Origin of the sequence: Inquilinus sp. YAF38 (assembly GCF_052113205.1) — a bacterium.
Lineage (GTDB): Bacteria > Pseudomonadota > Alphaproteobacteria > DSM-16000 > Inquilinaceae > Inquilinus.
In genome coordinates this window covers 1-13,951 of sequence record NZ_JBFRCU010000088.1, presented here as the reverse complement: position 1 = coordinate 13,951, position 13,951 = coordinate 1, and the positions used below count along the sequence as shown (strand labels likewise).

Annotated in this window: 11 protein-coding genes; 7 read left to right on the top strand and 4 right to left on the bottom strand. The window is 69.5% G+C overall.

Translation table 11 applies throughout. The annotated features are described in order from the left end of the window. Nucleotides 1-98: 98 nt before the first annotated feature. A complete protein-coding gene (locus tag AB4Z01_RS28925; RefSeq protein ID WP_441699544.1) occupies nt 99-2,780 on the bottom strand; it encodes a hypothetical protein in 2,682 nt (893 codons plus the stop codon). 482 nt (nt 2,781-3,262) lie between these two features. Further along, the gene (locus AB4Z01_RS28920) at nt 3,263-4,585 is read right to left on the bottom strand and encodes an LLM class flavin-dependent oxidoreductase (protein WP_441699543.1); all 1,323 of its coding nucleotides are present in this window, start codon (nt 4,583-4,585) and stop codon (nt 3,263-3,265) included. A gap of 194 nt (nt 4,586-4,779) precedes the next feature. Here AB4Z01_RS28920 and AB4Z01_RS28915 point away from each other — a divergent pair, with 194 nt between their 5' ends. The 6 genes from AB4Z01_RS28915 (at nt 4,780) to AB4Z01_RS28890 (ending at nt 10,581) form a co-directional block, all read left to right on the top strand. Next, the gene (locus tag AB4Z01_RS28915) at nt 4,780-5,280 is read left to right on the top strand and encodes a winged helix-turn-helix transcriptional regulator (RefSeq protein WP_441699542.1); all 501 of its coding nucleotides are present in this window, start codon (nt 4,780-4,782) and stop codon (nt 5,278-5,280) included. After that, nucleotides 5,277-6,386: an HlyD family secretion protein gene (locus AB4Z01_RS28910; RefSeq protein WP_441699540.1), complete on the top strand. Its 1,110-nt coding sequence runs from the start codon at nt 5,277-5,279 to the stop codon at nt 6,384-6,386. Before AB4Z01_RS28915 ends, AB4Z01_RS28910 begins: the two co-directional genes overlap by 4 nt. Next, nucleotides 6,383-7,966 carry a DHA2 family efflux MFS transporter permease subunit gene (locus AB4Z01_RS28905; protein WP_441699538.1) on the top strand — a complete coding sequence of 528 codons (1,584 nt, stop codon included), beginning with the start codon at nt 6,383-6,385 and terminating at the stop codon, nt 7,964-7,966. The genes AB4Z01_RS28910 and AB4Z01_RS28905 overlap by 4 nt, the downstream gene beginning before the upstream one ends. Next, nucleotides 7,956-9,365, top strand: coding sequence for an MATE family efflux transporter (locus AB4Z01_RS28900; protein WP_441699537.1), 1,410 nt, complete (start codon nt 7,956-7,958; stop codon nt 9,363-9,365). The genes AB4Z01_RS28905 and AB4Z01_RS28900 overlap by 11 nt, the downstream gene beginning before the upstream one ends. 78 nt (nt 9,366-9,443) lie before the next feature. Then, on the top strand, nt 9,444-10,136 hold the full coding sequence (locus AB4Z01_RS28895; RefSeq protein WP_441699536.1) for a hypothetical protein: 693 nt from the start codon (nt 9,444-9,446) through the stop codon (nt 10,134-10,136). 91 nt (nt 10,137-10,227) lie between these two features. After that, nucleotides 10,228-10,581 carry a hypothetical protein gene (locus AB4Z01_RS28890; RefSeq protein WP_441699535.1) on the top strand — a complete coding sequence of 118 codons (354 nt, stop codon included), beginning with the start codon at nt 10,228-10,230 and terminating at the stop codon, nt 10,579-10,581. A gap of 7 nt (nt 10,582-10,588) precedes the next feature. Here AB4Z01_RS28890 and AB4Z01_RS28885 read toward each other — a convergent pair whose 3' ends face one another. Together AB4Z01_RS28885 and AB4Z01_RS28880 are read right to left on the bottom strand one after the other, a co-directional pair. Further along, a complete protein-coding gene (locus AB4Z01_RS28885; protein ID WP_441699533.1) occupies nt 10,589-12,094 on the bottom strand; it encodes an MFS transporter in 1,506 nt (501 codons plus the stop codon). Nucleotides 12,095-12,096: 2 nt separating this feature from the next. Then, nucleotides 12,097-12,705 carry a TetR/AcrR family transcriptional regulator gene (locus AB4Z01_RS28880; protein ID WP_441699531.1) on the bottom strand — a complete coding sequence of 203 codons (609 nt, stop codon included), beginning with the start codon at nt 12,703-12,705 and terminating at the stop codon, nt 12,097-12,099. 173 nt (nt 12,706-12,878) lie between these two features. Here AB4Z01_RS28880 and AB4Z01_RS28875 point away from each other — a divergent pair, with 173 nt between their 5' ends. Then, on the top strand, nt 12,879-13,658 hold the full coding sequence (locus tag AB4Z01_RS28875; protein WP_441699530.1) for an enoyl-CoA hydratase-related protein: 780 nt from the start codon (nt 12,879-12,881) through the stop codon (nt 13,656-13,658). The last annotated feature ends 293 nt before the right edge of the window (nt 13,659-13,951 follow it).

Below are 13,951 nucleotides of genomic sequence, written 5' to 3'. Positions count from 1 at the left end.
GGGCCTCGCGTGACAGGGGTCGCAGGCTCGATCCCCACGCCCGCCCGTCGGCGTGTGTGCAGGGAAAAGAGAGGGCACCCGAAGGTGCCCTCTGGCTGTCACGAGATGTTCAGGAAGGGAGTCACCAGGATCTCGGGGGACGCGCCCGAAGTCCGGACGAGGCATCGAAGAAGGTCCTTCTGCCCGGCAGCGGCGGACAGCGCCAGGCTCCCGCCAGGAACTTTCCATGCCGATCCTCTGGTCAGGGTGGTGAAGCCGCCACCGGGTCCTTGGATCAGAAGAATGGTGAATTCCATGCCCGGCTGAATGCTGACGGGGTTGTTCAGCGTGAGATTGCCGGTCAGGGTGATTTCGAAATTGACCGCATTGTAGCCGTTGAGGGTGACCCCCGTCGGCGCTGCGACGAAGGAGACCGTGTAGGGGGCGGGATTGATCCCACCCTCGCCGAGCCATACCTTGCCGTCGCGGCTGACGAGCTTGTGGCGTGTCCGTCCGGAGACCGGGAACGTCGGCTGGCGCCCAACCCACGTGATCTGGTGCTGACCGTCTGTGAAGAAGGGATTGCCACCCGAGACGGTGCCGCCGTTGAGCGTGTCGATCACCAGACGGGCACCCGTCGGGGAGAACACCTTGTCGAAGCCGGCCGTGCCATCGGTGTTGCTGGGCAGGACCAATTGGTGGCCGCTGATGACGGCCTCTTGGTACAGCCCGTCCTCCAGCAGGATCTGGGTGTCGACCGCAGCGGCGGGCAGCAATCGCAGGCCCTCCGGGAACATCTGCGTCAGCGCGCTGCTGCGCACCGCATAGACGACGCCTTCCGGCCGGTCCAGCGTCCGGGCGATCAGGCTGTCCTGACTAACGACCTGGCCGGCCACCGGGAGCGGCCTCGAGAACGCGAACGCCGCCGCCGTACCGGCCTTGAACGGGATCTTGATGTCGACGTTGCGGGTGACCGCGTCGACCCCACCGGGATAGGGGGTGGTCAGCAGCGGCACGCCCACCACGCCGGACAGGATCAGGTTGTCATAGCTCTTCGGCTGGACCGTCCAGGTCGATGCGCCGCTGGTCACCGTTCCGCTCGTCGGCAGGGTGCCGCCGATGATTCTGAGGACGACCCTGAAGGGATTCGCCGGGACGACATTGTCCTTGATGTGCTCGAGGATGTAGGCCGACCCGCCGCTCCAGGTCAGCACCGAGCCGTTCGACGGAACAGCCGTGCCGGTCAGGATCAGGTAATCGTTGTTCTTCACGGTGGTATTGGCGTTCTCGGACAGGGTTCCGAGATTCGCCGTCACCCGGGTCGCCGACGGGTGGATCTCGACAAAGCAGCCGCGCGCCGACTTGTAGTCCGCATCGGGCTCCAGATTGGTGATTGCCGTCGTCGAGGCCTGGCCTAGGATCAGGCCGTTCGCCCATTCTCCGGCGACATAGGCGCTGCCGCAGAGGAAAGCGCCGAAGTTCTGGCCCCAGGCGGAGCCGGCATTGCTGATGTCGAAGCCGGCGTTGGCGTTCTTGTACTTGGCCGCGACGGCGCTCGGGCTGATGAACAGGGAATCGATGTTCAGAAAGCCGCCATTCACCAGGAAGGCTTCCTCCCGGGACTCCATGATGCGGACCGCAGGGAAGACGCTGTCGTCGCAGGCGGTCTGGGAGGCGACCATGCCGTTCTTGGCGCCCCGGATGAACCACTTCTCGACGAAGGCACCGACCCAGGTGGCCGAGTAGTTCTGCAGGCGGAGGTATTTCCAGGAGATGCCGTCAGCGCCGGGAGGAGTGTGGGCAATGCCCTGGTGGGCGGGTGGGGTGGTCGACAGGGTGCCCGGGTCGGTCACTCGATAGGTGTTGTTGCCGTTGACGACATAGGCTCCGCTCACGACCGGGAGGCTGGGCTGCCACTGGTAGATGGCGCCGGCCACCATGGGCGACCCGACCGGCAGGGTCTCCAGCGGCCGATCGTGGACGAACTCCAGGTTGTTGATCTTGTTTTTGGCGTAGACCGGCTCGACTGAGGCCGTGCCGCTGCCCTGCGCCTGAAAGATCCGGCGGCCGAACAGGACGATGTTGTTGTTGCTGTAAGCCGCCCCTGCGGTCCATCCCAGCCCGGTGCCGGGGGTGTATAGGCCATAGTCGTATGACTGGACGTCAAGCGTCCCCCAGGTGATGTTCGAGGCGCCCTGGCCATCCAGCCCGGGAGCGCCGTCGAGCGGGAAGATGCCCTGCGAGTTCCCGATCGGAGTCAGACCGGTGCCGGCGTCGCAGCGGAACTCGATGTGTCCGGAGATGACGCTTTGCCGGCCGCGATAGGTGTCGATCACGCATTTGACCGGCGACGCCTCGCCAGTCCACAGGGGAATCGCGGTAAAAGTGCCGTCGCCGGCCGCGTGGATCACCGCCCGGCAATCGATCTCCAGGAATGGTCGCGGCAGCCGGACGGTGCTCTTGACCAGGAACACGCCGGCCATCTCGCCACTGGCGTTCCGCTCGTTGTCCTTGCACCAGCCGAGATAGTCGAGGAAGTCCTGGATACCCGGGGCGGCATCCACGTTACCGGTCCCGCTGGCGCCGAACTGCTGGGGCCGGACGGTGGTCTCCGCCAGCTCCCACCAGGCGCCGTCCGCAGACTGGAAGTGCCAGGCACGGGCCGGCGTGGGCGCCGGGATCTGCTTGTAGACGGCGGCCCCGCCGTCTCCGGGGCTGCTATAGCCGTTGACGCTCACCGTCCCCGCCGCCGGAATGGTTGCGAGCTGCGCCTGCGAACGAGTGTCGAAAATCGAAGTCATCGATTGTTCCTGCCAGCCATTGGGGAAAGGCCACGCATTCCGACTTCCGCTGAAGAAGTGTCGGTCGATACGAATGGTTCGGTTTGTGGCCAGAGTTCAAATAATAATTTGCGAGATATGGTATTTCAATAAACATATTGTTTACTTAACTTGAGCCGGCTGATCTTCCGGCCTCCGGCGAGGCTTCGGGACATCAAATTACCCGGCGCGAGGCGCCGAAGGCGCGCGGCCGGTGCCGGGTCTTCGTTTCGCCCTGGCATGCCGCCATCACAACCGTGCATTGGCCGATCCGGCCTGGAGCGGGCTTCCTGTCCCCAGGGGCGTGGTCAAGCTAGCGACAGGGAATGAAGAACCGGAGGATTTTCTAGCTTTCCAATCCGGGCATCAACGAATCGGCAGGCGAGCTTCAGATCCTGGCGCCCCTTACTCACGGATCCCGGGAGCCGCCCTTTGCGGGGCGGCTCCCGGGACCTGCGAGGCGCCTAGAAGAACCGGTTCTTCGGCCGCGGCAGGCCGAGATGGTCGCGCAGCGTCGTGCCCTCGTATTCCGTGCGGAACAGGCCGCGGCGCTGCAGCTCCGGCACCACCCGGTCGACGAAATCGTCCAGGCCGCCGGGCAAATACGGGAACATCACGTTGAACCCGTCCGAGCCCCGGGTCTCCAGCCATTCCTCCATCTCGTCGGCGATCGTTTCCGGCGTGCCGATGAAGGCGAGGCCGGAATAGCCGCCCAGGCGCTGGGCCAGCTGGCGCACGGTCAGCCCCTCGCGCTCGGCCAGCTCCAGCACCCGCTCGCGGCCGGTCTTGCTGGCATTGGTCTCCGGGATCGGCGGCAGCTTCGCGTCCGGATCGAAGCCGGAGGCGTCGGTGCCCAGCGCGATCGACAGCGAGGCGATGGCGCTCTCGTAATGCACCAGGCTGTCCAGTTTCGCCCGTTTGGCCCGCGCCTCCTCGACCGTGTCGCCGACCACGACGAAGGCGCCGGGCAGGATCTTCAGATGGTCGCGGTCGCGGCCGATCGCCTGCATCCGGCCCTTCACATCGGCGTAGAAGCGCTGCCCGGCGGCGAGGGTCGAGCCGGCGGCGAACACCATCTCCGCCGTCTCCGCCGCCAGCTGCCGCCCGGAGTCGGAGGCGCCGGCCTGCACGATTACCGGCCAGCCCTGCGGCGTCCGGGCGATGTTCAGCGGCCCGCGCACCGACAGATGCGGCCCCTTGTGGTCCAACACATGCAGCTTGGCCGGGTCGAAATAGACCCCGGCCTCGACGTCGCGGATGAAGGCGTCGTCGGCCCAGCTGTCCCACAGCCCGGTGACCACGTCGTAGAATTCTCGGGCGCGGTCGTAGCGCTCGCCATGCTCCATATGCTCGTCCAGGCCGAAGTTCAGCGCCGCGTCCGGGTTCGAGGTGGTGACGATGTTCCAGCCGGCGCGGCCGCCGCTGATGTGGTCCAGCGAGGCGAAGCGCCGGGCGATATGGTAGGGCGCGTCGAAGGTGGTCGAGGCGGTGGCCACCAGCCCGATCCGCTCGGTCGCGCCGGCCAGCGCCGACAGCAGGGTGAACGGCTCGAACGAGGTCACCGTGTGGCTGCGCTTCAGCGCCTCCACCGGCATGTTCAGCACGGCCAAATGGTCGGCCATGAAGAAGGCGTCGAAGCGGCCGCGCTCCAGCGTCTGGGCGAAGCGCTTCAGGTGGCCGAAGTTGAAATTGGCATCGGGATAGGCACCGGGATAGCGCCAGGCGCCGGTGTGGATGCTGACGGGGCGCATGAAGGCGCCGAGATGCAGCTGGCGGTCGCGACTCAAAGGTCACCTCTCGCCCGATCAGGGCGGGTTGCGGGCATGTCCTCGGCGGCGTTGCCCCATTCTCGCCGGGATCGGCCGGGCTGCGCAACCATAGCGGCGATCAGATCCCTGGGGTGTGCGCTCCGTCACTTGCAAAATGATAGTGACGAGGATATATGACAATCATCATTCAATGATGTCGGCAAGGCATCGCCATGCAGCGCAAGAACCTCGGCAACATGCAGTGCCCCATCGCCCGCAGCCTGGAACGGGTCGGCGAGTGGTGGAGCATCCTGATCCTGCGGGACGCCTTCTACGGCCTGACCCGCTTCGACGAGTTCCAGAAGAGCCTGGGCATCGCCCCCAGCATGCTGACCCGGCGGCTGAACAGCCTGGTCGAATCCGGCCTGCTGGAGCGCCGCCGCTACAGCGAGAAACCGCCGCGCGACGAATACGTGCTGACCGAGATCGGCCGCGACTTCCGGCCGGTGGTCTGGTCGCTGGTCGCCTGGGGCAACCGCCACTTCGCGCCGGAGGGCGCCAGCGTCCAGCTGGTCGACCGCGAGACCGGCGCCGTCGCCGACCCGATCCTGGTCGACCGGACCAGCGGCCGGCCGATCACCCCGCAGGAGTTCAAGCCCGGCGCCGGCCCGGCCGCCGATGAGCGGACGCGCCGCCGGCTGGCCCGCATCGACACTCTGGAGGCCACGCCGTGAACGCCATCGTCCTTGACCGCGACACCTCGACCCCGGTCCAGTCGCCCGTCGCCCGGACGCCGCGGCTGACGAAAAAACGCCTGGCCCTGTCCGGCCTGGCCCTGGCCATCCTCCTCGGCGGCGGCTGGTACGGGCACGATTGGTGGACGGTCGGCCGCTTCTTCGAAAGCACCGACGACGCCTATGTCGGCGGCAACATCACCGTGATCGCGCCCAAGGTCGCCGGCTTCATCGCCACCCTGGCGGTGACCGACAACCAGCCGGTCCATGCCGGCGACCTGCTGGTCCGGCTCGACGATCGCGACTACCGGGCGGCGCTGGCCAAGGCCGAGGCCGCGGTGGCGCAGCAGAACGCGACCCTGGCCAATCTTGATGCCACGTACCGGCTGCAGCAGGCGGTGATCGCCCAGGCCCAGGCCGGCATCGCTGCCTCCGACGCCGAGATCGTGCGCACCCGCGACGATCAGGCCCGGTACCAGCAGCTCTCGGCCCGGTCCTTCGCCTCGGTCCAGACCTTCCAGAAGGCCGATGCCGATCACAAATCGGCGGTGGCCGACGGCCAGAAGGCCGAAGCCACGCTGCAGGCGGCGCAGCGCCAGCTCGACGTCATCGACACCCAGAAACAGCAGGTCCGGGCGGCGCTGGCCGCGGCCGTGGCCGACCGCGACACGGCGCAGCTCAACCTCGGCTACACCGAGATCCGGGCGCCGATCGACGGCACCATCGGCAACCGCGCCGCGCAGGAGGGTGCCTACGCCACCGTCGGGTCGCAGCTGCTGTCGATCGTGCCGGCCACCGGCCTGTGGGTCGACGCCAATTTCAAGGAGACCCAGCTGGCGCAGATGCGCCCGGGCCAGGCCGCGACGGTGGCGGCCGACGTGCTGCCGGGCGAGGTCTTCCACGGCCATGTCGCCAGCCTGGCGCCGGCCACCGGCGCCCGGTTCAGCGTGCTGCCGCCGGAGAACGCGACCGGCAACTTCACCAAGATCGTGCAGCGCGTGCCGGTGCGCATCCTGCTCGACGGCGACGCCTCGACGCTGGGCCGGCTGCGCCCCGGCCTGTCGGTGACCGCCGATGTCGACCAGCGGGAAGGCGCCGGGAAATGAGCGCCGCTACGGCTCCGACCGGTGTCGCCGGACTGACCGAGGGCCAGAAGATCTTCGCCTTCGCCGTGATGTGCGTGGGTTTCTTCATCGCCCTGCTCGACATCCAGATCGTCTCGGCCTCGCTGCGCGACATCGGCGGCGGCCTGTCTGCCGGCGTCGACGAGACCGCCTGGGTGCAGACCAGCTACCTGATCGCCGAGATCATCGTCATCCCGCTGTCCGGCTGGCTGTCGCGGGTGATGTCGACGCGCTGGCTGTTCAGCGTCTCGGCTGCCGGCTTCACCCTGACTAGCCTGCTCTGCGGCTGGGCCTGGGACATCAACAGCATGATCGCCTTCCGGGCGCTGCAGGGCTTCCTCGGCGGCTCGATGATCCCGACCGTGTTCACCGCCGCCTTCGCCTTCTTCCGGGGGCCGAAGGTGGTGGTCGCGGCCGCCACCATCGGTGCGCTGTCGTCGCTGGCGCCGACGCTGGGCCCCACCATCGGCGGCTGGATCACCGACAACTACTCCTGGCACTGGCTGTTCTTCGTCAATTTGGTCCCGGGCGTCTTCATCACCATCGTGGTGCCGATCCTGGTCAAGATCGACAAGCCGGACTGGTCGCTGCTGCGTGGCGCCGACTATCCCGGCATGGTGCTGATGGCGCTGTTCCTCGGCTGCCTCGAATACACGCTGGAGGAGGGGCCGCGCTGGGACTGGTTCGGCGACGACAGCATCCGCGCCACCGCCTGGATCACGGCGATCAGCGGCGTCCTCTTCATCTGGCGCAGCCTGACCTTCGACCGGCCGGTGGTGGACCTCAGGGCGCTGAAGAGCCGCAACTTCGCGCTTGGCTGCTTCTTCTCCTTCGTCACCGGCATCGGCCTGTTCTCCACCATTTACCTGACGCCGCAATTCCTCGGCCGGGTGCGCGACTTCAGCGCCTACGACATCGGCCTGACGGTGTTCTCGACCGGCGTCTTCCAGATCATGGCCATCCCGGTCTACACGTGGTTCGCCCGGCGCTTCGACCTGCGCTGGCTGATGATGTTCGGCCTGTCCTGCTTCGCCCTGTCGCTGTGGCTGTTCACCCCGATCACCCATGAGTGGGGCTGGCGCGAATTCCTGCTGCCCCAGGCGTTCCGCGGCTTCTCGCAGCAATTCGCGGTGGCGCCGGCGGTGACGCTGACCCTCGGCGGGCTGGCGCCGGATCGGCTGAAGCTCGCCTCCGGCCTGTTCAACCTGATGCGCAACCTGGGTGGCGCCATCGGCATCGCCGCCTGCGCCACCATCCTGAACGACCGCACCAACCTGCACTTCCTGCGGCTGGCCGAGCATCTGACCGCGGCGAACCCGGCGGCGGTCGAGCTGGTGCAGAAGGTAACGACCGCCCAGACCATGGCGCTCGGCGGCGACGCCCAGCGCGGCCACGACGCGGCGCTGCGGCAGCTGTGGTCGCTGACCCTGCGCGAGGCGCAGACATTGACCTATGCTGACGCCTTCCTGGTGCTGTGCGTCTGCCTGACCATCGCGGCGCTGATGGTGCCGCTGATGCGCAAGGTGGCGCCGCCGAGAGGACCCTCCGCCGATGCGCACTGAACCCGCCCTGACCGACAGCCCGGCCGTACCCAGCGGCGCGGCCCCGGTGGCGATCAGCGCCCGCACCCGGATGCTGCTGCACGGCCCGATCGTGCCGACCATCCTGCGCCTGGCCTGGCCCAATGTGCTGGTGATGCTGGCCCAGGCTTCGACCGGGCTGATCGAGACCTGGTGGCTGTCGCATCTCGGCACCGACGCCTTGGCCGGCATGGCGCTGGTGTTCCCGCCGGTGATGCTGGCGCAGATGATCTCGGCCGGCGCCATCGGCGGCGGCATCTCCGCCGCCGTGGCCCGGGCGATCGGCGGCGGCCGGCGCGGTGATGCCGACGCGCTGGTGCTGCACGCCGTCGTCATCAACCTGGCGCTCGGCCTGCTCTGCACTGTCGGCATGCTCGCCTTCGGCCGGCCGGTCTACCGGCTGCTCGGCGGCAGCGGCGGGGCGCTGGAGGCGGCGCTGCTGTATTCCGACGTCGTCTTCGCCGGCAGTGTGCTGGTGTGGCTGATGAACGGCCTGGCCAGCGTGATCCGCGGCACCGGCAACATGCTGGTGCCGGCGCTGGTGACCTGCGGCGGCGTGGTGTTCCTGGTCCCGGTCTCGCCGCTGCTGATCTTCGGCTTCGGGCCGATCCCGGCGCTCGGCGTCGCCGGCGGCGGCGTGGCGCTGCTGGCCTATTACCTGGTCGGCACGGCCGTGCTCGCATGGTACGTGCTGTCCGGGCGGAACCTGGCGCGGCTGCGCCGGTCGCCGTTGCGCCGGGGCTTCTTCGCCGACATCCTCCGGATCGGCGCCGTCGGCGCCCTGAACTCGCTGCAGAGCAACGTCGTCATCGCCGTGGTCACGGCGCTGGTGGCCGCCACCGCGGGGGTCGACGCGGTGGCCGGCTTCGGCACCGGCGCCCGGCTGGAATACTTGCTGATCCCGCTGGTCTTCGGCCTCGGCGCACCGCTGGTGGCGCTGGTCGGCACCAATATCGGCGCCGGCCAGCCGGACCGGGCGCTGCGCATCGCCCTGACCGGCGGGGCCATGGCGTTCGCCTTGACCGAGGCGATCGGCCTGGCCGCCGCGATCTGGCCGCACGCCTGGCTGGCGCTGTTCAGCGCCGATCCGCGGATGCTGGAGACCGGCACCGCCTATCTTCGCATCGTCGGCCCGGCCTACGGCTTCTTCGGCCTGGGGCTGGCGCTGTACTTCGCATCGCAGGGGGCGGGGCAGCTGGCCTGGCCGCTGATCGCCGGCGGGCTGCGGGTGGCGCTGGCCGTCGGCGGCGGCTGGCTGGCGCTGCGCTGGACCGGGTCGCTCGACGCGCTCTTCGCCGGCCTCGCCCTCGGCCTCGCCACCTACGGCCTGACCATGCTCGGCGCGATCGCCTCCGGCGCCTGGTTCCGCCGCCAGCCCTGACTCGATTCCGGAGGATGCGCCGGCCGCTGGAATCGGCGACAACTCCGTCTTTCGTCCGGAAAAGGGATGGTTGGCGGGATGGCCTGGGTTCATGTCGACAGCGCCGCGCTCGGCGACAGCGTGCTCGATCTCTACGAGCGCGACGGCGTCTACATGATCCGGGTCGATGGCTGGGAGCTGATGAACGGCGAGTACCACGAGTCCGAGGACCGGCTCGGCGAGCTCGCCGCCCGGCTGGCCCGCCGCGCCGATCCCGAGATCCTCGTCGGCGGCCTCGGCCTCGGCTTCACCCTGGCCAGCCTGCACCGGTATCTCGGCGCCGCCGCGCGGGTGACAGTGGCCGAGCTGTCCGAGGCGGTGATCCGCTGGTTCGATCGCCACACGAAGCCGCGAACGCTCGGCGACCATCCGGCCCGGATCCGGCGTGGCGACGTCCTCGCCGTGGCGGCCGAGGGCCCGGCCTATGACGTCATCCTGCTCGATGTCGACAACGGGCCGCAGCCGCTCTCCGCCGCCGGGAACGCGGCGCTCTACGGGGCCGACGGCCTCGCCACCCTGCGCCGGGCGCTCAAGGCCGACGGGATCCTGATGGTCTGGTCGGCCTTCGAGGATCCGGAGTTCGTCGGCCAGGCCCGGTCCGCCGGCTTCTCGCCCGCATCGCTGCCGGTGTTCCGCCCGGGCCGGGCGGAGCCGTTCCATCTGGTCTATGTACTGTCGGCGTCGCCGTTCCCACCAGGCGAGTTTGACCGCTTCGGGCTGCAGCCGCTGTAGGCTCCGCTGGACCACCCTGCCTCCGGCGTGTACACGCTGGATGCCAGTCGCGCCTGTTGGCCGGAGGATTTCCTTGCCGTTCCTGAGACTTGTGTCCGCCGCAGCCGCCCTGCTGCTGCTCGCCGCCTGCGCCGAGCCGCAGACGACCGACAGCATCACCGCGGCGGCCCGGGAACGTTTCGGGGAGAGGATCGCCCCCTACCAGGACCACCCGTCGGCGCAGATGATTGCCGATCTCGGCCCGCCCGACCGCGACACCCCCAACAAGGAAGGCGGCCGCAAGCTGGTGTGGGAGCGGCACGACAGCAAGACCATCGACGACCAGGTCCTGCCGATCGTCTGCACCGTCACGGCGCTGACCAACAGCGACGACATGGTGTTCTTCGTCCTGGCCGGCGGCAACACGGTCTATTGCTCCGAGGTCTTCGCCGCCAACGCGTCCTGATGCGGCCTCAACCCGGCTGCGCCGCCGCCCGCCGCCGCGCCAGCACGACCAGAGCCGCCAGGGCGGTCACCGCCAGCAGCCCAGCCGCCACCAGCGACGAGCCCTGATAGGTCGAGGAGAAGGCGGTTCGGGCCGCCACCGCGACCGCGCCGGCCTCYGGCGCCGCCAGCGCGTCGGCTGCCAGCAGCGCCTCGCCGATCGACCGCCGCGCCGCGGGCACCGCCGCCTCCAAGAGCGGCGGCAGCGCCAGCAGCCGCTGGTACAGCACCGTCATCAGGCTGCCGAACAGGGCGACGCCGAGGCCGCCGCCGAGCTCATAGGCCACCTCCTCGACTGAGGCGACGGCGCCGGCCTGGTGCGCCGGGGCGCTGTTCATCACCGTGGTCGACGATGCGGTCATCGCCGCGCCCACCCCGGCGCCGATGGCGACGAAGCCGGCGATCTCGGCGGCCGAGATCGGCCCCGCAGGCAGCAGTGCGATGCCGACGAAGCCGGCGGCGGACAAGGCCATGCTGGCGGTCAGCGTGGCCCGGAAGCCGAAGCGGTGCACCAGCCCGCCGGCCAGCGGCGAGGCCAGGAACGACGCCAGCGGCACCGGCGCCAGCCGCAGCCCGGCCTGCAGCGGCGACAGGCCCAGCACCAGCTGCAGCTGCTGGCTCAGCAGCAGTTCGAAGCCGACGATGATGATCATCGCCACCATCGCCCCGGCGAGCGCGACGGCGATGCCCGGGTCGCGGAACAGCGACAGGTCGATCATCGGCACCACCGCCCGCGCCTGGCGGCGCAGGAAGGCGGCCACCAGCCCGGCGCCGGTCAGGCCGATCGCGACCGACAGCCAGGGATTCGCGCCGGCATGGGTGATCTGCTTCTCCGCATAGACCACGGCGATGATCCCGGCCATCGCCATCACCAGGCCGGGCAGGTCCCAGGGCCGCTTCTCGCCGCCGCGCCGGCCGGGCAGCAGCCACCAGGCGAAGGGCAGGGCGACCAGCACGATCGGCACGTTGATCAGGAACACGGCGCCCCAGGAAAAATGCTCCAGGAGCGCGCCGCCGACCACCGGACCGAAGGCGGCGCCGCCGGACGCGACCGAGCCCCAGATGCCGATCGCGATCGCCCGTTCGCGCGGGTCGTCGAAGGCCAGGCGCAGGAGCGACAGGGTGGCGGGCATCATCATCGCCCCGCCGAACGCCAGGAAGGCGCGGCCGGCGATCAGCCATTCCGGCCCGGGGGCGACGGCGCAGGCGGCCGAGGCCAGCCCGAACAGCACCAGCCCCAGCAGCAGCATCCGCTTGTGCCCGATCCGGTCGCCCAGCGTGCCGGCAGCGGGCAGCAGCCCGGCCATCAGCAGCGGGTAGATGTCGATGATCCACAACATCTGCGGCGCGCTCGGCGCCAAAGCGCGGGTCAGGGTCGGCACGGCGATGTGCAGCACCGTGGCGTCGATCGCCACCATCAGCAGCGCCAGCGAGACGATGGGCAGGATCGCCCAGCGATTGACGGATCCGGTCATGCTCAGGCTCCGGGGGCGAGGAGGCGGCGGACCATGCCGGGCAGGGCGGCGATGCCGGCGGCGATGTCGAAGCGCGGATCGGTCGCGACCCGGGCGCTGAAGCCGTCGATCAGCATCAGCAGCCAGACCGCCGCCTGGTCGCCGTCGATCGCAGGATCGGCCTGGCCCAGCGCGGCGGCCCGGCCGACCAGATGGGCCAGCGCCGGCCGGACCTCCAGGTCGCTGCGGTCCAGCACCGCCTGGATCTGCGGGTTGCGCGCGCCCTCGGACAGGATCTCCAGCCACAGCCGGTGCCCGGCGGCGTCGGTGGTCAGGGTCAGGAAGCGCTCCAGCAGGGTGGTGATCGCGGCCAGCGGGTCGTCGGTGTCCTCCACCGTCCGGAACAGCGCCGAAGTCTCCTCGCGCTCGGCATCGACCAGGGCGGCGATCATCGCCTCCTTGTTCCGGAAATAGCGGTACAGGTTGCCGGCGCTCATCCTCGCCGCCTCGCAGATCTCGGCCATGCCGGTGCCGTGGAAGCCGCGCCGGGCGAAGCAGTCGGCGGCTGCCTCCAGGATGTGGCGCCGCTTCTCCTCGCGGCGGGACAGGGGCGCGGTGACGGGTTCGGACATGGCTCGATCCGTGTGAGAATGAACGTTCATTCTCACAAATATGCGCATCCGGTCAAGCCTCGCAGCTTCTGTTGTCATTGCCGGGCTTGACCCGGCAATCCAGAGGGTCTCGACATCTTCTGGCTGCCCGGGTCGAGCCCGGGCATGACAGCGTTATGTTTGCCGAGGCCCCGATGACCGACACCTCGATCCGATGGTTCCGCGACGGCCGGCTGGCGCGGCTGCGGCTGCAGCGGCCGGCGCGGCACAATGCGATCAGCGCCGCGATGTGGCGGGCGCTGCCGGATCTGTGCCGCGAGATCGACGCCGACCCCGARGTCGCGGCGGTGATCGTAGAGGGAGAGGGTGTCTTCTCGGCCGGGGCCGACATCACTGAATTCGGCACGGTCTTCGCCGATGCCGGCTCGACCGCCGGGTACAACGCCGCGGTCCGGGCTGGGCTGGCGGCGGTCGAAAGCCTGGACCGGCCGAGCATCGCTTTGGTCCGCGGTCTCTGCGTCGGCGGCGGCTGCGGCCTGGCGCTGGCCTGCGACCTGCGCTTCGCCGGCGGCACCGCGCGGCTCGGCATCACCCCGGCCCGGCTCGGCCTGGCCTACAGCTTCGCCGACACGCGGCGGCTGGTGGCGACGGTCGGGCCCGCCCGGGCCAAGGACATGCTGTTCTCGGGCCGCCTTCTCGACGCGTCGGAGGCGCTGGCGATCGGGCTGGTCGACCAGGTGCTGCCGGACGACGCGGTCGAGTCGGCGGCGCTGGATTATGCCAACACCCTGGCCGAGCGGGCGCCGCACAGCCTGCGCGCGGCCAAGCGGATGATCGAGGCGATCATGGCCGGCGCCGACAGCGACACGGCCGAGACCGCGGCGCTGTCTGACGCCGCCTATCGCAGCGCCGATTTCCGCGAGGGTCAGGCGGCCTTCGCCGAACGCCGCCCGCCCCGGTTCCGGGGAGTCTGAGCCGGCTGCGACAGCCCCTCCCCCTACCCCCTCCCGCARGCTAGGGCATCTACGGATCTTTGGAGCGACAGATTGACTCGGGGAGAGGGTTGTCGATTCCCGGCGGCCCGGGGTGTGTGATTCTATGGGCGACACTTTGGGGAACCGGAGTGTCGTCATGGAGATCGATTGGTCATTGGGGCGGTTCGGGGATCGGCGCCTGGATAAAGGGGGGCGGTGCTTCTCGAGCGCATGGTGTCGTGCGCGACGGTATGCCTGCGCCGTCTGGCGCGGCGCAAGGGAGCTGGTCGGCG